This is a genomic window from Streptomyces sp. NBC_01410, from assembly GCF_045040195.1.
GTDB lineage: Bacteria > Actinomycetota > Actinomycetes > Streptomycetales > Streptomycetaceae > Streptomyces.
In genome coordinates this window covers 7,152,713-7,172,814 of record NZ_CP109530.1, presented here as the reverse complement: position 1 = coordinate 7,172,814, position 20,102 = coordinate 7,152,713, and the positions used below count along the sequence as shown (strand labels likewise).

Below are 20,102 nucleotides of genomic sequence, written 5' to 3'. Positions count from 1 at the left end.
AAAGTGTATGTATACAGCGTAAATATATAGCGTCAGGGCGCGGCATGAGAATCCAGGCGCCCACCCGGTCCCGGGCCCGCCCCTTGGACGGCCGGCTGAGACCTCCCCCTCGGCACATCGCGTCCAAAGGAGAAGAGTCCATGCCCGAGCCGCCAATCGTCCTGGTCACCGGTGGCGCCGGTTTCATCGGCAGCCATACCTGCGTCGAACTTCTCGAACGCGGCTACGAGGTCATCGTGGTCGACGACTACTCCAACAGCTCGCCCCTGGCGTGCGTACGCATCCAGCGGGTCGCCGGCCGCCCCCTGACAGGCGTGTACGCGGTCGATCTGCGTGACCGGCGCGCACTCTCGGCCATATTCCACCAACACCAGGTGGATGCCGTGGTGCATCTCGCCGGCAAGAGGTCCGTCGACGAATCCCTGCAGATGCCGGTCGAGTACTACGACGTGAACGTCGGCGGCACCACCTCCCTGCTGAACGCGATGCGGGAGCACGGTGTGCACCAGCTCGTCTTCTCCTCCTCCTGCTCCATCTACGGCGACGGCGACAGGGTCCCGCTCGCGGAGAACGCCCCGGCCCATCCGGCGACACCTTCCGCCGCGTCGAAGTGGGTCTGCGAGCAGATGCTCGCCGATGTGTGCCGACTCCGCCCGGAGTTCACCGTTCTGACGCTGCGGCACTTCAATCCGGTCGGCGCGCACCCCAGCGGACTGCTCGGCCAGGACTCGCACGGCGAGCCCGCCAATCTGATGCCCCGAATGGCCCGCGTCGCGGCCGGGAGGCATGTGCGCCTCAGCGTCTTCGGCGGCGATTACGACACCGCCGACGGCACCGTGGTCCGGGACTACATCCACGTCATGGACCTCGCCGATGCCCACCGCAACGCTCTGGAGCATCTCGCCGACCGCAGGGGTATGCGCGTCTTCAACCTCGGCGGCGGGTCGGGCACCTCGGTCCTCGAACTCGTGGCGGCGTTCGGCGAGGCATGCGGCAGGTCCATCCCGTACGAGGTCGTGGACCGCCGCCCGGGCGATGCGAGCGAACTCGTCGCCGACGCGAGCGCGGCAGCGCGGGAGTGGGGCTGGCAGCCGACCAGGGATCTTGCCGCGATGTGCCGCGACGCATGGCGCTTCCAGCAGTTCAACCCGTCCGGCTACGCGTCCGACACTTGACCAAATGTCCGATATGGTTAATATGTATATATACGGTGTAAACGTACAGAGGACACGGAGCCCTCCCCGACTCGAATCCGGAGACATCATGACCACGAACCAGACGCATCACGCGGCCACCGACCCGGCGCCGTCCCCCACCGCTCAGCCCGCCCGCCGCGCCGGCGACGCACCCGCCCACCCGATGCGCCGGGCCGGCGACACAACCGCCCACCCGATGCGCCGCAGGGAGGACAACCTCCCGCCCCGCGGGTCCGTGAGCCTGGTCGTTCCGGCCCTCAACGAGGCACGCAACATCCCCTGGGTCTTCGAGCAGATCCCGGACTGCGTCGACGAGGTCATCCTGGTCGACGGCAACTCCATTGACGCCACGGTGCCCATGGCGACCCACTGCCTCCCCACGGTCCGCAGCGTCAAGCAGAACGGCCCGGGCAAGGGAAACGCCCTGCGCACCGGGTTCCTCGCTGCGACCGGCGACTACGTGGTGATGATGGATGCCGATGGCAGCATGTCGCCCGCAGAGATCCCGCACTTCCTGCACTTCCTCGAGAACGGCTACGACTTCGTCAAAGGCTCACGGTTCGTCGCTGGCGGCGGCTCCCTCGACATCACCCGCTTCAGGCAACTGGGCAACCACGTGCTGCTGGCAGCGGTCAACCGGCTCTACGACGCCTCGCTGACCGACCTGTGCTACGGATTCTGCGCATTCCGGCGCAGCTTCCTGGACCAGTTGGACCTGCATGCGGCCGGCTTCGAGATCGAGGCCGAGATGATCGTGCACGCACTGCGTTCCGGACTGCGGATCGCCGAGGTCCCGAGCCTCGAACTGCCCCGCCGCAGCGGCCGTTCCAATCTGCACGCCATCTCCGACGGCCGCCGCGTGCTGCGCACCCTGCTGTCCGAGCGCCCCGGCGCACGGTCCGCGTCGACCGGACGGAGCACCGGGTGAACGCCGCCGGCCCCCGTTTCCCCACCCCGGACACGGCAGCCTCCGTGCCCGCCGCCCCGCCGTACACCCCGGCAAGGATCGTCGACATCGACCTGGCCGAGCCCGGCGAGTTCAGCCCGCCCGGCAGCCTCGAGCGGATTCGCCCGGAGGGCAGGGTGCTGGCCCTGGTACGGCTGCACGGCCACCCGCTGGGCATGGTCTCCACGACCGGCCCCGGCCCTGTCGAGCTGTGGCAGGCCCTGGCCAACGCGGCCCACAGGGAGCTCACCACCCCCGTCTCCCGGCACCTGGCAGCCGACGGTCCGAGCAAGGCGTTCGGGGATTCCTCCTGGTCATGGAACGAACCGGCCGTCCTGCACTGTCAGGCCGCCCGGCTGCGCGCCCTCCAGGAGGCCACCGACATCAGCGTGATCGTCGCCACTCACAACCGGCCCCAGCAGCTGCGCCAGTGCCTGGACTCGCTCCTGCAGATGGAGTACCCCCGGTTCGAGGTGATCGTGGTGGACAACGCCCCGGCGGACGGGGCCACCGAGCAACTGGTCCACGAGGTCTACGGCCGCCGCGTCCGCTACGTCCGCGAGCCCGTGGCCGGTCTGGCACGCGCACACAACCGTGGCCTGGCCGCGGCGCGCGGCCGGATCGCCGCCTTCACGGACGACGACACCCTCGTCGACTCCCGGTGGCTGACCGAACTCGCCGCCGCCTTCGCCGGCGACCCTCGGATCGGCTGTGTCACGGGCCTGATCGTGCCCGCCGAGCTCCAGACCGGAGCCCAGGCCGCCCTGGAGCGGCACGGCGGATTCTCGAAGGGGTACACCCCTCGCACGTGGTCGCTGCACAATCCGCCGGACGACCCGCTGTTCCCGTTCACCGCCGGACGCTTCGGCTCCGGCGCCAACATGGCCTTCCGTACCGATCTGCTGCACGCCATCGGCGGCTTCGACCCGGCCACCGGAACCGGAACCCCGGCACACGGCGGCGACGACCTGCTCGCCTTCTTCCGGGTTCTCATCGCCGGCCACACGCTCGCCTACCAGCCGGGCGCGATCGTCTGGCATCGCCATCACCGCACCGAGGACGCCCTGAAGACGCAGGCCTTCGGATACGGCGCCGGGCTCGGGGCGTACCTGACCGGCGCACTCGCCCACGAGCCCAAGATGCTGCCCGCCCTGTTGCGCAGGCTCCCCGGCGGTATCCGGTACGCGGCGACCAAGGCACGCGGCCGGACAGAACCGGGCGACAGATGGTCCCGGCGGCTCGCCTTCCTGGAGATCAAGGGCCTGCTCTACGGGCCGCTCGGCTATCTGCTGAGCCGCTGTCTCGGTCACCGGGCCTCCGGGAGGTCCTCATGAATGGCGCACCGACTCTGTCGGTCGTCGTCTGCGCCTACACCGTCGACCGGTGGGACGACCTGCGGGCCGCGATCGGGTCGGTGCACGCCCAGGACCACCCGGCGGACGAGATCGTGCTGGTCATCGACCACTGCCAGGAGCTCTACGAGCTGGCCTCCACGTCGCTGTCCGGAGTACGGGTGATTCCCAACCACGAGAGCAAGGGTCTGTCGGGTGCCCGCAACACCGGTGTGGCGGCGGCCCGTTGCGAGGTGGTGGCCTTCCTCGACGACGACGCGGCCGCCGACCCGGACTGGACCGAGCGGATGCTGGAACGCTACGACGACCCTGACGTCGTGGGCGTCGGCGGGCTCGTCCGGCCGTGGTGGGGCACGCGCCGGCCGGTGTGGTTCCCGCAGGAATTCGACTGGGTGGTCGGCTGCTCGTACCGGGGACTGCCCGAACAGCCCGCCCCGGTACGGAACTTCATCGGCGCCAACATGTCCTTCCGCAGAGCCGAGGTAGTCTCGGCCGGCGGCTTCCGCACCGACCTCGGACGCGTCGGAACCCGGCCCCTGGGTTGCGAGGAGACAGAGCTGTGTCTGCGGATCGCAGCCCGCCGGCCCGACGCCGTACTGCTGTACGAGCCTGCCACGGCGGTACGCCACCATGTCCCCGAGACGCGTACCACCTGGGCGTACTTCCGTTCGCGCTGCTATGCGGAAGGGCTCTCCAAGGCGCTGGTCGCCCGGCACAGCGGCAGCAGAGCCGCGCTGGCCAGCGAGCGCACCTACCTGCGGTCGACCATCCCCCAGGCCTTCGTCCGAGCCCTGCGGCCGCGCCGTCCCGGCGCCCTGCGCACCCTTGCGGCGCTGACCGCGGGCGTCTGCGCCACCGTCGCCGGGTACGTAGTCGGCCGGATTCACTCGCTGTCGTCCGGCTCCGCCGCGCACCGCACGCAACCGCCCCTGGAGCTGCCGGACACCGACGGTGCACCGGTGCCCTTCTGGGGGTCCCCCTACGCACTGCGGGGGTGGGGGCACCATGGCAGGAGAGGCTGACCCGTTGCCGCTCAGTGCTGCCAGACGCGTACCCAATCCACCCGCATCTGCGCCGAATCGACCGAGGGGGGCGGGGGACCGGGCACGCCGACCGCCAGATTCACCAGTACTTCCATGGCGACGTGCGGGATCCTGTCGGCTTGTGTCACCCGGAGCCGTTTGATGCCGTCCACGTACCAGGTCAGCTCGTCGGCCTCCCAGAGGAGCCCGAACACGTGGTACCCGGCGGGGAAATCGACCGGCCCATAGGTTCCTCTCACCCGCTGCTCGGCACCCTCGGGGTCGCGCCAGTGCACATACATGAAGACTCGCTGCGTGGTTCCGATGAACTCCATGATGTCCAGCTCAGGGGGTGTATAGCGGGACGCGGGCATCATCCAGAAGGCCGGGAACATGCTCTCCGGGGGAATCCGGATCGCCGCTTCGAAATAGCCATAGGTGAAGGTCCGCCGGGGACGGCCGTCCCAGTGGTCACGTCCCGTGGAGATCATGCCGGAGGTCCACGGATAGGTCCTGCCGTCGCTTCCCCGGGTACTTCGGCGCTCGGCGTTCAGGGTCAGGGCGCCTTTACCCACCGACACCTGGCTCGGGAGGTACCACTGCGCCTCGTTGTTCCCGCGGTTGGTGCACCCGGCCTTGTTCCAGTCGTAGCAGGTGACCCAGCGTTCAGTATCGAGTTTCGAGCCGTTGAAGTCGTCGTGGAACACCAGTCGCCACGTGCCCGCGGCAGGCGGGCCCGGGGGCGCGCTACCGGTGCCGCAAGCCGTCACCAGGAGCAGCAGACTCGCGGCCACCGCCTGCCAGGCCCGCCGGGCAGGCCCCGCTCTCACCGGCTCGTCGCCGCGACCGCGGCGGCGACCTGCCGGGCGGCGAACCCCGTACCGCAGACAAACCGCAGGACCGGCCCGAAGCAGGGTGCCGCGGCCAGCCCGGTGAAGTAGAGGCCGGGCACCGAGGACTGGAAGCCGGCCGACAGCCGCGGCGCACCGCCGAACGTCTGCACCGCCTGACGGAGTGTGGGCTCCAGGAGCCCGAGCCGGTCCACGTCCACCCGGTAGCCCGTGGCCATCAGGAGATGGTCGGCGCGCACCAGTTCTCTTCCGCCGCCCGGGTCCGCCAACTCCAGGCGTACGTTCCCGTCCTCCGGTGCGGCGGAGACCAGCGTGCGCCCGCTCAGCACCGGGACGCGGCCCGCCACACGATCCCGCAGCCACCAGGCGCCAGACGGCCCCAGCACGCTGTGCAGCACTCGCATCCGCATCGGCGTCGGCAGGTGGCGGTAGGCGGCGGGGCCACGGCTGACGGCCCACAGCGACCAGCCTGGGCCGAGCGTGGAGGCGGGCTTGCGGAGCCGCATGGCACGGGAGCGCGTGTCGGGCAGGTCCGCCTGCGGACGGTCACCGAAGCGGACGGACCGGGCGCAGGCGACGACGGTGGGGCGGGCAGCTGCCTCGTGCAGCAGTGCGGCGCTCTCCAGCGCCGACTGCCCCGCCCCCAGGACCGCCACCCGCTGACCCGCGAAGCGGGTCATATTCCGGTGCTCGCATGCGTGGGAGGTCAGCCCCGCCGCGGCGAAGCGGCGCAGCTCTCGCGGTTCATGGGCGAACGGGACCAGTCCAGTGGACACGACCACAGCTGAGGCGAGGAATTCCTCACCGGAGTCCAACGTGATACCGAAACCGCCGTCGACGGCCTGCACACCGCGCACCATCGACCGCTCGACTTCGGGCACCCGGCGTTCTTGGAACCATCGCCCGTAGCCGATGAACTCCTCCACCGGGATCGGATAGAGGTCGCCAACCGGTCCGCTGCCCTGAGCCGCCCGGAAATCCGCGAAGCCGTACCCCGGTTCCGGGGCGGAAATCGACGATGCCGCCGGGACGGACTTGAGGTACATGCCTTCGGGCATATGAGTGTGCCAGCCCTGCATCGGCTCGCCGAAAATTCTCAGACGAACCCCCGATGCGATCAGCCGGGCAGCGGTGGCGAGCCCGTACGGGCCAGCTCCGATGACCACGACCGGAACCCCTCCCCGGCGGATCCCGGTCGCTCTCGTGGCTGCCCGGTACCGGGCAGCCACGCGCAAATTCGGGGGCATTCCCGTACCTCCTCCGAGGAAAGGTCCTTCAACCAGGGTGCACCAGACGCCCGAAGGCGACCATTCGCGGACCCTTTCCGCGGAGCGCCGTTCCCTGTCACGCTTTCGACTCGGGCTCAATGGCCGGCGTTGTGGCCTGCCGTTCCTCAAACCGCTTGCCACCTCGTCGCGGCATGAGTGCGAGGACGGAGGTGAGGACGGCGAGTGCCAGCAGGGCCCGCCTGGCGGTGAACGTGCCGCTGAGGAAGAACGCCTCCGCCACGAGCACCGACAGCGACAGGCTGAGCACCACGCTGAGCACGGCGACCTCGAGAAAGGCGACCCGGCCGACGCCTCGTCGCGCCGCCGGACGTACGGGTCCCACGGCCGCGAGTCCAGGGCAGACGAGCAGAAAGACGGCGGTGACGGCAACGCGCAACGGAGTCCCTGCCGGCGCCACGGTAGCCGCGAGCGCCAGCCAGCCGGACGCGGCGAGCCCCCAACGTAGCGACGTCATCGGCGGATCGTCTCCCTTGGAGTCTCGTACCGGTACACCACTGCGTCATCGTTGTGGTAGACGCGAGCGAAGCCCGCTGTCCCGGACAGCGCCGATTCCAGTCGTTTCACGGTGTCGGCGGGCAGCTCCCCTGTGAGGTAGAGGTCCCTGGCCTGCGCCCGGCTGAGGATGATGTACGCGGGCTCCTTGGCAGTGGCCCCGTAAACGAAACCCTTCACGCCGTCCACAGGATCTCGTACCAGCCGACGTCTGTCCGCGATCTCCTGCTGGCCCAGTAGCACGCGTTCGTGCTGGTCATAGCGCATGAAGAGGCCGGGCACGGCGGAGGTCAGTGCCACGATCCGCGAACCTTCCGGAGCGTGGGAGGTCACATAGCGGGCGGCGGCGACCTCCTGGAGGGTGAAGTGGTTCACGGCCTCCTTGCCGTAGTAGCCGAAGACGAGGCCGCCGAGCAGGGCCAGCAGCAGAGGGTAGATGGCGAGCATCCGCGGGCGTGGCCGTGTGCCGCGGTGCACGAGCAGCGCGGCGATCAGGAAGGCGGCGGCGGGCAGTGCGAACAGGTAGGCCCGGAAGATCATCTCTCCGCCGTACGCGTTCGCGGCGAGGATCGGCAGGGGGGCGATCACCAGCAGGGGCAGTCCGGTACGGCGTGTCCACGGACGGCGTACGAAGCCGATCACGGCCAGCAGGAACACGACCCCGGACAGGCCACGGTCGATCCAGGACACCAGGGCCAGTCCCGGAGCTGCGGTTCCCAGGGTGGCCAGCCCGGAGGAGATGTTGGCGTCGGGCTGGACCAGGGCGTCGAGCATGCTGCTGAGGTGCGGGGAGATGTACGACCGCGCCACGGTGGCGTCCCACGCGGCCGTGAGCACGAGCGCTCCGGCCAGAACCGGCAGCACCACCCGCCGGTTGCGCCGTGGCAGCGACAGCACGACCAGCGCACTGAGCAGCATCAGCGGGGTGAGTGGGTGTGACGACACGATCGCGGCCACGATCACGAACACCAGGAGCAGCAGCCCCGGCGGCCAGGCTCCCCGTCGGCGACGGTCCGGCCGTGGGAGCGCGGAGGACGGCAACTGCCGCATGACCAGGGCGATCACGGTCACGAACAACAGGAAGGCGAAGGCCTGCGGGGCGAAGTAGTCCTGTCCCACCCAGGAACAGGAGTAGAAGATCCAGGCCGCTCCCCAGATGAGCCTTCTGTCACGGGCCACCGACCGGTACATCAGCAGCAGCGGACCGAGCAGCAGGGCGTTGGTGAACGCCGGGGCCCAGGCCGCGTATCCGACGGCGGATTCCAGACCGGTGGCTCGCAGGAACAGCGCGTTGAGCTGGAAGAAACCCGGCCACTCGTTGTAGATGGAGAGCTCTCCCGAGTTCGGCACCTCGCCGCCGTGGCGCAGCATCGCGTCGACGATCGCCAGATGCTTCCAGGCCCAGGAATAGCGCAGGGTCGGATAGAGCAGCGTGGGTGTGGCGTGGATGACAGCGATCAGCCCCAGGACGTAGGCCGCGTACCAGCTGTTGCCGGTCCGCCGGTCGCCCAGCGCAAGGCAGAAACCCAGGGCGAGCAGGGCCAGTGCGACCCAGAAGAGCACCGGCAGCACCTGCAGCAGGCCGAGATCGCGCATCCGGTCGAGGTCGACATTGCGCAGCGACAGCAGCCACAGGGCGAGCGCGGTCGGCAGCACCGCCCGGATCGCCCAGCGGCGCGCGGCTGCTCGCCCTGGACTGGATTCGCCGGTCGTGGACGTGCCGGGGGGCGCCTCGGCCCCCGTACGAAGCCACGTCGAGCCACCTGTCAGCGTCGGGCGCTCGCCCATCGGGACGCCTCCTCAAGGACCGGGGCGACGGTGTGGGCCACCCACCAGCGGCTCCGGCCGAACTGCGGCGCCTTCTGCACATTGCTCGCCACGTGCCACAGCCACGTCAGCAGCGGCAGTGCTGCCGGGTCGCCGCCGTCCGGATCCACGGCGGCGGACGCGAGCAGTGCACGGTCCGCGGCCGGCAGCCCGTCGGCGCGGAGGGCATCGGCGACCAGCCTTCCCAGCGGGCGGCCGCTGAGCGCCTGCCGGACTGTCAGCACGAAGGTGCAGGCGTCGATCTCGGAGGGACCGTCCATTCGTGCGTTCCCCCAGTCGTACACACCAGTGACCCGGGTCCGCTCCTCGTTCAGCAGCACATTGCCGGGATGAAAGTCCCCATGCGTCCAGGCCTGCGTCAACTCGGTTCCGGCCAGGCCATCGTCCAGGCGCCGACGCAGCGCCTCCAGCCCCTCCGCTCCGGCACCTGTCCTGCACCATCCGATCTCCGTCGAGAGGATCTGCAGCTGCGGTTCGGCCCACTCGCCGGCACGTTCGGCTGCCGGCTGCCGGTGCCCGTTCGCACGCCGCAGTTCCGCCAGGAAGGACAGTGCGGCAGTGACCGTACGCTGCAGGTCCTGCGGTCTGTGCGGGGCCAGGTGATCGGCGGGTACGCCCGCGAGCCAGCCCTGGGCCAGCATCCGGGCCGGCCCGTCGGGCCGGTAGCCGACGGGTTGTGGCAGCAGCTGCCGCCAGGGTTCGAGCCGGTCGTCCGCGGCCAGCTGCCGCAGGACCTCCCACTCACGGGCGAGGCCGTCTGCTGCCCTTTCGTTCCTTGGGTGCTTGACCAGGACGGCCCATGTGCCTCGCTCCAGCCTGAACACGAGCAGGTTGGTCTGAGGGTAGGTGTTTCGCCGAACCACGCTGACATCGCAGGGGTGCATCCCGCGCACCAACCGGTGCGCCCTCAGGCCGTCGGTCAGTCCGCCGAGAACACGTGGGGAGCGGAGCGGCAGCAGCCCGAGCACGGGCTCCCACCGCGAATGACCGCTCCGGTGGCCCGTCGATTTCACGGCGTCCACACACTGCCCGGTCGGAAGCCTCGTCATCGTCTCGGGCGGGGTCGCGAAGTTCTGAGCATGATTCATGATCAAACTTTCGGGGGCCGGGCGCCCACCGGCACGACCCGCCCCTCGCGCGAACGGTGGAACTGGTGGGTCCAGATGGCGGTACTTCTGTCCGACAGCGCAACCGAGCGGCGATTCGCTGTCCACTGCCGGGGGTCGATTCTCGAGGAACGCCACTCAATCGTGAGATGAGTGATCCAGGCTATATATGGTACTAATTCCTAGCTTCTCCGGCATAAGCGCTGATGGGCAGCAGGATGGATCGGGTAACGGTCCGTCACGCCGCGAGCAGGACAGCAGGCGCATCCCCGTCGCGTGAAGGGAGAACCGTGAGGCCACGAGTGAGGGGGCGAGGCCCTTCCCGGTTGGCGGGCCGGGGGGACCAGGAACGAGCCGGCCCGGACGACCCACTGCCCGCCGCGGCCGAGGCGATCAGGCCGGCAGGCACCGTGGCGCATCGCATCGGTTGCTCCTGAACCTCCGGCTCGGCGGACACCGGAAGGTGTCCTGCCCCTGATGCCGAATCGCGCGCGGCCGGGCACCTCTCCGACTCGCGCGTTGCTGTCGACCCAACCACAGCGAGTCGTCCTATATCTGACCACTGCTCATATATATGGTGATGAGTCATGATTTTTACGCAATAGTGGACGGAGGGTCCGTGGACGTCGCCTTCCCTCAAGCCGAGCTGTCGGGATCCTGGGTGCGCGGCCTCATCCCGATCCGGCCCCGCAGCCTGCTGACCCGGCCCGCAGATCTGCTGATGGCCCGTCGGCTGGCGAGCCGGCTGCGTACGGACACCGTCAGCTTCCGCGACCTGCATCGGCTGCAGCGAACAGTCTCCGATCTCCTGGTGTTCCAGTTGGACGGACCGGCCGAGCAGCCCCCTCTGGTGGTCAAGCATCCTCGCAGCAGCCGAGCTACCACGTCGCTGGCCGTGGGATGTGAGGCCGTGCGGCAGCTGACGCGGGACGACCGCCTGGACGACTGGAGGCGGCTGCTGCCTCGCGTGGAGGTGTGCCGACTCGATGAGCGGCTTCCCCTGGTCGCGGAAGGCCTGCTGCCTGGCGTCGAAGGCGACACACTGCTGCGGCGCTCCCCGCGGCAGGCTCGGCGCGTGGCGGTCTCCGCCCTCCGGACGGTCGGCGACCTGCACCGGGCGACCGGCCGCCCCGAGCGCGTCACGGACCGTGTCGAGGACTGGGTGGACCCCCAGCTCGCGACCCTGTCCGAAGAGATCCACTGGTGCCGCAAGGGCCGCGGCGCGGCCGCCGTCGAGGCACTGCGGGAGCGCCTTGTCCGTGGTCTGGACGGACGTACCATGACGGTCGCGTGGACCCATGGGGACTTCCACCCCGGAAACGTTCTGCTGAGCGAGGAGCGCGGGACACTCACCGGGGTGATCGACTGGGCGAGCGCCCGCCCCGACGGCCCGTGCGTGATCGATTCCTACATATTCGTTCTGACGCTCCGGCAACAGCGCGGTGGGCGGCAGCTGGGGCGCATCGTGGCCGATGTCGTGCGACGCGGGTCCCTGCTGCCCGAGGACCGCCGCCTCCTCACCGAAGCCGATGTCCCGCAACCGGACGAGGACGAGGCGGTGCTGCCCCTGCTGACCTGGTTGTGGCATGTGGCGGGCAACGTGGCCAAGTCGGCTCGCTACGGGCGCAGCCATCGGTGGGTGGCGGGCAATGTGGTGCCAGTGCTCAAAGAGGTGGCGGGGCGGTAGGGCCCAGCACCCGTTGCCGGCCGCCGAGTGCCGCCGGGAGGCCGTGCGACGGGGCTCGGCCTAGGCTCGGGAATGAGGCAGGCAGGGGCCGCCCCCGTCCCCGACCGTTCGTCCCGTCCTCTCACTCCCGGTCAGCAGGAGGAGGCCATGAACTCAGCCGTCGTACTCCCGGCGACCACAGCGTCGGGCCCCGTTCGGGTGACCAGCCCCGCCCCGCGGGAGACCTGGCGGCAGCTGGCCGACACCGACGAGAACGCCGTGGTCAGCCAGACTCCGACGTGGCTCGACTGCATCTGTGCGACGGGACCGTTCGAGGACGCCAGCCGGCTGTACGAGTTCGACGGAGGGCGCCGGCTCGTCGTACCGCTGGCCCGGCGGCGAGGCTGGCCGGCGAGGCTGGCGGGCGAGGACTCCTGGCCGTTGGACTGGGGTATCGGCGGGCCGTTGGTGCCCCCCGGGTCGCCCGACGAGACCGAGGCTCGCGTCGTCTTCGACGACCTTGCGCGACGCCCGACGCTCCGGGTCGCCATTCGGCTCGGGCCGGGCGCCGACCCGGTGTGGGCACGGGCGGCCCCGCAGAGCTTCCACGCGGAGGAACACATGACGCAGGTGCTGAACCTGGACGGCGGCTTCGGCACCGTCTGGGACCGGCGCTTCCACGGGCGCGTCCGACGTGCCGTGCGCCGAGCCGAGCGGTCCGCGATCGAGGTGGAGGTCGATCGCACGGGCAGGCTCGTGCCGGTCTTCTACCACCTGTACGAACAGTCGATGGAGCGCTGGGCCCGGCAACAGCACGAGCCGCAGGCACTCGCCCGGTGGCGGCAGACCCGGAGCTTCCCACGGCAGTGGCTGGAGGCCGTTGCCGAGCGGTTCGGTGAATCGTGCGTGATCTACGTGGCATCGTGTTCCGGCGAGCCTGCCGCGGCGATTGTCGTCCTCCGTCACGGGCCTCATGCGAAGTACTGGCGCGGTGCGATGAACCGGGATCTCGCCCACCCGGTCCGGGCGAACTTCCTGCTCCACCACCTCGCCGTCGAGGACGCGTGCGAGGCGGGCTGCACCTATTACCACCTGGGGGACTCCCGGCCGGGGTCCTCGCTCGCTCATTTCAAGGAGGGCTTCGGGGCCGAGAGCTACTCGACCCCCACCTTGCTGCGCGAGCGGCTTCCGGTCTCGGCCGCCAATCGCGGGCTGCGGGAGATCGTCAAGCGCCTGATCCGCTTCGAGGACGCCTAAGCAGTTTCGTTTGGATCACCTGGCGGACCAGAGGAAGATGCCCGCCATGTGCAGTCCGGCCAGGTAGATGGTCGCGGTCTTCTCGTATCGGGTGGCGATGCCGCGCCACTGCTTCAAGCGTGGACCCACTGCGATCCGGTCTGGAACTTCCAGGCGATCGCACCTCACGGTGGTCCCTCCACCGGCCACCCCGCTTCGGCGTCCGGTCCGGAAGCAACGGCTCGATCCGCGCCCACTGCGCGTCAGTCAACGACGCACCTGGACCAACGATCAGATGATCCGAACGAAACGGCCGAGCTGTGGGCGACGTGCCTCAGTCGTGATCGTCACGAAGCCACACCATGCGCCGTCGATCTGGAACAGGGCATCGATTGGACCGTCGTGAAGCGCGGTCAGCTCCGCCTGTCGGTGAGGCGGGCCTCGACAGCTCCGCGGATCCGGTCCAGCTGATCCTGGAGCCGGGTGAGCGGCAGGCGCTCGAGCCGGTACTCGGCGAGAAGTCGTGCGCGTGCGCCAAGTTTTTCCTTGAAGCGCTCCAGCGAAGCGACCCCGCCCGATTCGCCCATCTCGTAGAAGCGGCAGCCGGCCTCACAGGCCAGCTCGACGGAGCGGAGCTGAAGGAGCTGGTTCGCGCGCAGCGGACCGGCCGTCTCCTTGTCGCCGTAGCCGCGCCAGTAGATGCAGACCGATCCGTGCAGCAGAACGATCGTGGCGGCCACCGGTTCCCCGTCGAGCCTGGCGACCAGGATGCGACAGGTGCCCGGGAGGGACGCAGCCACCGCCTGGAACTTGGCGAGCGGCTCCGCACGCTTTCCACGGCTGCGGACGACAGCCGGGGGCAGGTGCCGTTCCCGCGCGCGCCGGTCGAGCCACCGCAGGTACAGGTCATAGTAGGCAGCCACCAGCTCGGGCGAGTTGCCGGTTTCGATGACCAGGCCCGCCTTTTCGGCCCTGCGTTCCGCGGTGCGCAGGCGACTTCGCGTATTACTGGACCATCGCTGCGTCCACAGGGCGTCCATGCCGCCGTCGAGATCCAGTACGTGGACCGTCCGGGGCACGGTGAGGACCCCCGGTGCCGCGGCCGACCACGCGTGGGCAGCGGTGAAGGCGGGACGGACGCTGGTGCGCAGTGCCCGGTCGGAGATGAGGTCGGCGAGGACCATGTCGACTTCGTGGGGGTCAACTCCTCCGGACGCCAGAATGCCGCCTGTACCCCACCACGGTGGGAAAGAGGACTGCAGCGAGAGCGCACGGACATGCCCTGGCCGGCGAACCATCGGCAGGACGAGCTCCCGTCCTTCGCCGGTCCGGTAGAGGCGGCTCGCGTCCTGCCAGCCACCGACGCGGCAGATGCAGTCCAGCCACTGGGGCAAGTGGAATGCCGTGGCTCCCGGGTCTGTGGCGAGAACCTGCGCCCAGGTCTCACGTGGGACCGGGCTCATGCATACCACTCCATCACCGGTGGGGACGTCCCACTCCCGGGGCTCATGTTCGGGTGCCTGGTGGTGGCTCACAGATAGCCTCCTCACGACCCCGAGCAGCCGGATGGACACCACGGTCCAGCGTTCCGGCAAGCCGAACAGGAGGGTACGGAGCGTCGGCTCCAGGCTCCTGCTACCAAGGTCCATTGTCCGAACTCCCGCAGAGCCACGCAACGCGAGGCCAGGACCGACGATCAGATGATCCAAACGAAACGGCCGGGCTCGGGGACACGGAAACGCGTGCGAGGACGGCCCGAGGCGGACCATGTCGCAGACTGCCCGTCCTCGACCTAGGCTGAGGGGAAACGAGGAGTTGTTGGAAAACCAAGCTATCCGTGGCCGCCGGATGGAGTCCTCCGTAGCGCAAATTCTTCGTACGGATCACCCGTCGCCTCCTTGTCCGGGCTGCGCATCACTGGGAGGCACCTTGCGCCGTCGGCAGGAGTGCCACCGCGGACACCTGAGCATCGCCCGGTGTCCTGAGGGTGATTGGGCGAGCGTTGCTGCCGACGGCCGTGCGGCCGCCCCGTCGCAGGAGGCCGAGCACCTGACCGACAACTGGCGGACACGGTGAGCCCGGGGCGGCAGGCCAAGGACCATTTGCTGCGTACCGGCCACGTGCTGACGTTCAACTCGCTGTTGACAGCAGCACTTGGGGCCGGGTACTGGGCGTTGGCCGCCCGCTGGTACGACACCGGTGCGGTGGGCCGCAACTACTCGGCGGTGTCGGCGATGATGCTGCTGGCCGGGGTGGGCCAGCTCAACCTGACCAATGTGCTGCTCCGTTTCGTGCCCACCGCGGGGGAACGCACCCGGCCGCTGGTCTCCAGGGCCTATCTGGCCGCTTGCGTTTTCACCGCGTTCCTTGCGGGGATGTTTCTCCTCCTGCTGCCCCAGATCTCGCCGGGGCTGCTCTTCCTGCGCGAGCCGCTGCTCGGGGGATGCTTCGTCCTGGCCACTGCGGCGTACGCGGTCTTCGTCATCCAGGACGGCGTGCTGACCGGCCTGCGACGTCCGGAATGGGTGGTATGGGAGAACGCGGTGTTCGCGGTGGGGAAGATCGTGCTCGTCGGCGTGCTCGCCGTCGTCGCGAAGTCGACCGGAATCCTGCTGTCCTGGGCTCTCGCCCTGATCCTCGCCATCAGCCTCACCAACGGCTTCCTGTATGCCAGGGCCTTCCCCCGGCATGTCAGCAACCCTGCGGACGAACGGGCCGACCCGAGCAGACCGACGCTGAGATACGTCATGGCGGACTACGTGGCCGCGCTTTTCTGGCTTGCCGCGACCGCCCTGCTCCCGATCATTGTTCTCAACCGCCTCGGCCCCGACCAGGCCGCCTACTTCTCGCTCGCCTGGCTCGCCGGGTTCTCGCTGTACCAGCTGAACACGAGCATGGGCGAGTCGCTCATCGTCGAGGCGGCGAACGACCCGGCTCAACTGCTCAGGCAGTGCCGCCGGGTCCTGCGGCACACCGGGATGCTGCAGCTTGCGGGAGTTCTGGTGCTCTGTGCGGCGGCGCCGCTCGTACTGCGGGTGTTCGGCCCGGAATACGCCCAGAACGGGGCTGGTCTGCTCCGCCTGGTGGCTCTGTCGGCGCTTCCCAATCTGGTCATCATCACGGCAGTCAGCGCCTGCCGTGCCCAGCGCCGGATGCGCACGCTGATCGGAATCCTGGCCGTCACCTGCTCGCTGGCCACCGGGCTGAGCCTGGTGCTGCTGGCGCCCCTGGGCATTGCGGGCGTCGGGGCCGGCTGGCTCATCGCCCAAAGTGTGGTGGCTGCCTTGCTGTGGTGGCGGAAGCCGCTCTGGCTGCCCGTAGGGAGCCGGTCGGCATCGCCGGCGAACGGGGGCCTGGTCGGACCCAAGTAAAAGCGCGCTCAGCTCTGCTGGTTGCCGAGACGAGCATCGGCGGCCCTGCTGATCCGGCCCAGCTGATCCTGGAGCAGGGTGAGCGGCAAGCGCTCCAGCCGGTACTCGGTGAGGGGTGTTACGCGTCCGCCGAGGCTGGCCTTGAATCGCTCCAGCGAAGCGACCCCGCCCGATTCGCCCATCTCGAAGTAGCGGCAGCCTGCATCACAGGCCTCCTCGATGGCGCGGAGCAGAAGGAACTGGTTCGCGCGCAGCGGAGCCGCCGTCCGCTTGTCGCTCGAGCCGCGCCAGTAGATGCAGATCGATCCGTGCATCAGCGAGATCGTGGAGGCTACCGGTTCCCCGTCAAGTCTGGCCACGAGAATTCGACAGGTGCCTGGGAGCGATGCTGCCACCGCCTGGAATTTGGCGAGCGGCTCCGCACGCTTTCCACGGCTGCGGACGACAGCCGGGGGCAGGTGCCGTTCCCGCGCGCGCCGGTCGAGCCATCGCAGGTAGACGTCGTAGAAGGCGGCCACCAGCTCGGGCGAGTGGCCACGTTCGATGACCAGGCCGGCCTGCTCGGCCTTGCGTTCCGAGGAGCGCAGCCCCCTTCGTTCCTTCGCGGACCATCGCTGCGACCACAGGGCGTCCATGCCGCCGTCGAGATCCAGTACATGGACCGTCCGGGGCACCGTGACGACCCCTGGCGCCCCAGCCGGCCACGCGTGGGCAGCGGTGAAGGCGGGACGGACGCTGGTGCGCAGTGCCCGGTCGGCCGCGAGGTCGGCGAGGACCATGTCGACTTCATGGGGGCGCACTCCTCCGGACGCCAGAATGCCGCCCGTTCCCCATCCCGGGGGGAAGGAGGACTGCAACGACATAGCGCGGAGCCATCCCGGTCGGCGAACCATCGGCAGGACGAGCTCCCGCCCTTCGGCCGTCCGGTAGAGCCGGCTCGCGTCCTGCCAGCCACGGACGCCGCAGATGCAGTCCAGCCACTGCGGCAAGTGGAATGCCATGGCTCCGGGGTCACTGGCGAGCACCTGCGCCCAGGTCTCACGGGGAGCGGGGCTCACGGCCCGTATCACGCCGCCACCGGTGTGGACGTCCCACTCTTGGGGCTCATGATCGGGTGCCTGGTGGTGGCTCACGAATGGCCTCCTCACGATCCGCCCAGGCGGATGGACACCACGGCCCAGTGCTCCGGCGAGCGGAACAGGAGGAGTCGGAGTGTTGACTCAAGTCTCCTGCTTCCACGATCCATTGTCCGAACACCCGCAGACCACGCAACGCGACGCGTGCGTTGGGGCAGCAGCGGCACCCGGGACACGGGCACTCGGCTCAACCGTCTGCCGCCGACGGCGCCCCTGCATGACGTCACCTGCCCGTCCCCCGCAGATCAGCGGTTCACCTTGAGGGATCCATTCAGGCGAGCGCTCGCCAGACCTAGCCTGGAGGGCCGGGCGCCCGGCCCTCCCGAACGAGCGTGGGCATTCGGTATCCACTAGTGTGAAATTTCGAATGAAAAGGCACAAAATGATGAATCAACCGTCATGCCGCCGGTCCGAGGCGGGTATGCGCGGTCGGTTCGCGAGCCAATAGGGGTGACCCGTGGGCCAATTGGACGGAACTCAGGCTTCCACGCGCATGGTGCGCCTCCACCAGAGGATCCCGGCGCTTCGGCTGATGCTGAGCGCGCGTCGCAAACTCGACAACGCGATCGATCTGGTCCGCCTGAAGCTCGACGCCCTGCCCGACGGCGTCTACCAGCCGGTCCCCGGCCTGCCAGTGCGGAAGGCGAAGCGAGCGGTCGGCAGCCGGTCGCGATGGGCGGCGATGGAGCCGGTCATCGAGCGGCTGGGCGTGAAGAGCGCGATGGATGTTGGCGCAAATGTCGGCTATTTCCCCATAATGCTCGCCAGCCGCGGGGTGCCCTCGGTCGCGCTCGAATCGGTCCCGAAGTACGTTCGGACAACGACGACAGCCGTGCGACGAAACCAGCTGGACAACGTGGCGGTGATGGAACTCGAGCTTCGAACCGACACACTCGGCCTGCTGCCGTCAACCGACTGCACCATCCTGCTGTCCGTCTGGCATCACCTGGTGCGACACCAGGGCCTCGACACCGCGACACACCTGCTGCGGGAGCTATGGGCCCGGACCGGCAAGGTGATGTTCTTTGACAGCGGCGAGGACGAGATGCCCGAGTCGTTCGGCCTTCCTCGCATGGTGCCCACGCCGGACGCCTGGCTCACGGAGTACCTGCAGAAAACCTGCGCCGGGGCGCACATCGAACACCTCGGCCGCCATCGCGCCTTTGACGCCGCCGGTCTCCCGACGGACCGGGCGCTCTTTGCCGTGATACGGGATCCGCAGTAGAGACAGGCGTGCCCGGCCGCGAGGTACACGGCCGGGCACGGTCGGTCTGAGGGTCAGTGCTGCCAGACCCTCACATAGTCGGTCATCATGTCGGCCGGGGTCGAGATCGGACCGCCGTGCTCGGTGCTGACGCCGTTGTTGAGGATCACGTACATCGGCGACGAGGTGATGCCGGTCGTGATCTGGCCCACCTGCTTGCCGTCGTAGTAGTACGTGACGACTCCGGGCTTCCACTCGGCTCCGTACGTGTGCCATCCGGTGAAGTCACCGGGGGCGCAGCCGCCCGGGCCGCCCGACGGGGAGTGGAAGTGGTAGCAGGCCTTGCCGCCGCCGAGGCCCTCCATGACGTCCATTTCGCCGTCCTCGGGCCAGTTCTGCCCGTCCGTCCAGAAGGCGGGCCAGTTGGCGATCACCCCGGGCGACGCCGCGGGGGTGTAGATCCTGGCCTCGAAGGCGCCGTAGGTGAACTGCGCCTTGCCGTTGCTCTCGACCAGGCCGGAGCGGTAGGCGTAGGTCTTGCCGTCGTTTGCGGTGGTCTGCTGCTTCTCGGCCTTGAGGTGCAGGGAGCCGCCGCTGACGCTCACCTGGGACGGGGCGTAGGCACCCAGCTCGGCGGAGTTGACCGGCTTCGTGGTGCAGGTGGGGCAGCCCAGCCAGTTCGGGTTCCACTTCGAACCGTCGAGGCTGGTGCCGTTGAATTCGTCCCCGAAGACCTGGCGCCAGGTGCCCGGGATTCCCACTGGTGCGGCGCCGGTCGTCGACGTGGTCTGGCTGGGGGACGGAGCCGTCGGGGTCGGCGCAGTCGGGGTGGAGCTCGGGCTGGGAGTGGAGCTCGGGCTGGGTGACGCGGAGGCGGAAGCCGTCGGGCTGGGCGTCGGCGTACCTGTGGCGCCGGACGTGAACGTCTTGATCGGCGAGAGGTTGTGCCAGGTGTCGCGGTACTTGTATGCGACGAAGGCCTTGTACGTGCCCGCCGGGAATGTGCGGCTGCCGGAGGTGAATGTCGTCTGCGAGGGGCCCAGTGTCGGCGCGGTCGCCCCGGGGAAGTCGAAGTGGGAGCCGTTCGCCGACCGTACGGCGACGGTCAGGGCCTGCACTCGGATCGTGCGATCGGAATGGACCTTCGCGGTCGCCGTCAGCCGGCCACTCGATGCCGTCGAAAGGGACAGCGAGTCGACGACCACCCCGCTCGACGGCTGCGACTGGCCCGCCCATGCGGCGCTGCCCATGGCAAGGGTCGCGAAGGAAAGCACGAGGGCGGAAATCTTCGTCCGGGTGGTCAGCTTGCGGCGGTGTCTGGAATTTCTGGGCATGAATGGATGACCTTTCGCCCCCCACATCAGGCAATAGGCCTGCCATTGCGCGGGGCAAAAGCGGGCTGAAGGCT

General features: G+C 69.2%; 16 protein-coding genes. 8 read left to right on the top strand and 8 right to left on the bottom strand.

Annotated features, from left to right (window positions below):
• The first annotated feature begins 140 nt into the window (after positions 1-140).
• The 4 genes from galE (at position 141) to OG741_RS32825 (ending at position 4,516) form a co-directional block, all read left to right on the top strand.
• Positions 141-1,175, top strand: a complete 1,035-nt coding sequence (galE, locus tag OG741_RS32840) for a UDP-glucose 4-epimerase GalE (RefSeq protein ID WP_405603742.1) — start codon at positions 141-143, stop codon at positions 1,173-1,175.
• A gap of 88 nt (positions 1,176-1,263) precedes the next feature.
• The gene (locus OG741_RS32835) at positions 1,264-2,124 is read left to right on the top strand and encodes a glycosyltransferase family 2 protein (RefSeq protein ID WP_405603741.1); all 861 of its coding nucleotides are present in this window, start codon (positions 1,264-1,266) and stop codon (positions 2,122-2,124) included.
• A complete protein-coding gene (locus tag OG741_RS32830; protein ID WP_405603739.1) occupies positions 2,121-3,476 on the top strand; it encodes a glycosyltransferase in 1,356 nt (451 codons plus the stop codon). The genes OG741_RS32835 and OG741_RS32830 overlap by 4 nt, the downstream gene beginning before the upstream one ends.
• Positions 3,473-4,516, top strand: a complete 1,044-nt coding sequence (locus OG741_RS32825; RefSeq protein WP_405603738.1) for a glycosyltransferase family 2 protein — start codon at positions 3,473-3,475, stop codon at positions 4,514-4,516. Before OG741_RS32830 ends, OG741_RS32825 begins: the two co-directional genes overlap by 4 nt.
• 11 nt (positions 4,517-4,527) lie before the next feature.
• Here OG741_RS32825 and OG741_RS32820 read toward each other — a convergent pair whose 3' ends face one another.
• From OG741_RS32820 to OG741_RS32800, 5 genes are all read right to left on the bottom strand, one after another.
• Positions 4,528-5,346 (bottom strand): family 16 glycosylhydrolase, encoded by an 819-nt coding sequence (locus tag OG741_RS32820; protein WP_405603737.1) that lies wholly within the window; start codon positions 5,344-5,346, stop codon positions 4,528-4,530.
• Positions 5,343-6,533, bottom strand: a complete 1,191-nt coding sequence (locus OG741_RS32815) for an FAD-dependent oxidoreductase (RefSeq protein WP_405603735.1) — start codon at positions 6,531-6,533, stop codon at positions 5,343-5,345. The genes OG741_RS32820 and OG741_RS32815 overlap by 4 nt, the downstream gene beginning before the upstream one ends.
• Before the next feature lie 178 nt (positions 6,534-6,711).
• On the bottom strand, positions 6,712-7,110 hold the full coding sequence (locus OG741_RS32810; protein ID WP_405603733.1) for a hypothetical protein: 399 nt from the start codon (positions 7,108-7,110) through the stop codon (positions 6,712-6,714).
• Positions 7,107-8,936, bottom strand: coding sequence for a glycosyltransferase (locus OG741_RS32805; RefSeq protein WP_405603732.1), 1,830 nt, complete (start codon positions 8,934-8,936; stop codon positions 7,107-7,109). Before OG741_RS32805 ends, OG741_RS32810 begins: the two co-directional genes overlap by 4 nt.
• On the bottom strand, positions 8,915-10,063 hold the full coding sequence (locus OG741_RS32800; protein WP_405603730.1) for a phosphotransferase family protein: 1,149 nt from the start codon (positions 10,061-10,063) through the stop codon (positions 8,915-8,917). Before OG741_RS32800 ends, OG741_RS32805 begins: the two co-directional genes overlap by 22 nt.
• A 637-nt stretch (positions 10,064-10,700) precedes the next feature.
• Here OG741_RS32800 and OG741_RS32795 point away from each other — a divergent pair.
• Both OG741_RS32795 and OG741_RS32790 read left to right on the top strand, forming a co-directional pair.
• On the top strand, positions 10,701-11,768 hold the full coding sequence (locus OG741_RS32795) for a phosphotransferase family protein (protein WP_405603728.1): 1,068 nt from the start codon (positions 10,701-10,703) through the stop codon (positions 11,766-11,768).
• Between the two features lie 147 nt (positions 11,769-11,915).
• Positions 11,916-13,004: a GNAT family N-acetyltransferase gene (locus OG741_RS32790; RefSeq protein ID WP_405603727.1), complete on the top strand. Its 1,089-nt coding sequence runs from the start codon at positions 11,916-11,918 to the stop codon at positions 13,002-13,004.
• A 392-nt stretch (positions 13,005-13,396) separates the two neighbouring features.
• On the opposite strand, the gene OG741_RS32785 is transcribed toward OG741_RS32790, so the two are convergent.
• Positions 13,397-14,446 (bottom strand): GNAT family N-acetyltransferase, encoded by a 1,050-nt coding sequence (locus OG741_RS32785; RefSeq protein WP_405603726.1) that lies wholly within the window; start codon positions 14,444-14,446, stop codon positions 13,397-13,399.
• A gap of 609 nt (positions 14,447-15,055) precedes the next feature.
• Here OG741_RS32785 and OG741_RS32780 point away from each other — a divergent pair.
• On the top strand, positions 15,056-16,354 hold the full coding sequence (locus OG741_RS32780; protein WP_405603725.1) for a lipopolysaccharide biosynthesis protein: 1,299 nt from the start codon (positions 15,056-15,058) through the stop codon (positions 16,352-16,354).
• Positions 16,355-16,362: 8 nt separating this feature from the next.
• Here OG741_RS32780 and OG741_RS32775 read toward each other — a convergent pair whose 3' ends face one another.
• Positions 16,363-17,487: a GNAT family N-acetyltransferase gene (locus OG741_RS32775; protein WP_405603724.1), complete on the bottom strand. Its 1,125-nt coding sequence runs from the start codon at positions 17,485-17,487 to the stop codon at positions 16,363-16,365.
• 496 nt (positions 17,488-17,983) lie between these two features.
• Here OG741_RS32775 and OG741_RS32770 point away from each other — a divergent pair, with 496 nt between their 5' ends.
• Entirely contained in the window at positions 17,984-18,715 is a 732-nt protein-coding gene (locus tag OG741_RS32770) for a hypothetical protein (RefSeq protein WP_405603722.1), read from the top strand.
• A 53-nt stretch (positions 18,716-18,768) separates the two neighbouring features.
• Here the strand turns inward: OG741_RS32770 and OG741_RS32765 are convergent, their stop codons facing one another.
• Positions 18,769-20,028 (bottom strand): family 16 glycosylhydrolase, encoded by a 1,260-nt coding sequence (locus tag OG741_RS32765; RefSeq protein WP_405603721.1) that lies wholly within the window; start codon positions 20,026-20,028, stop codon positions 18,769-18,771.
• Between the last annotated feature and the right edge of the window lie 74 nt (positions 20,029-20,102).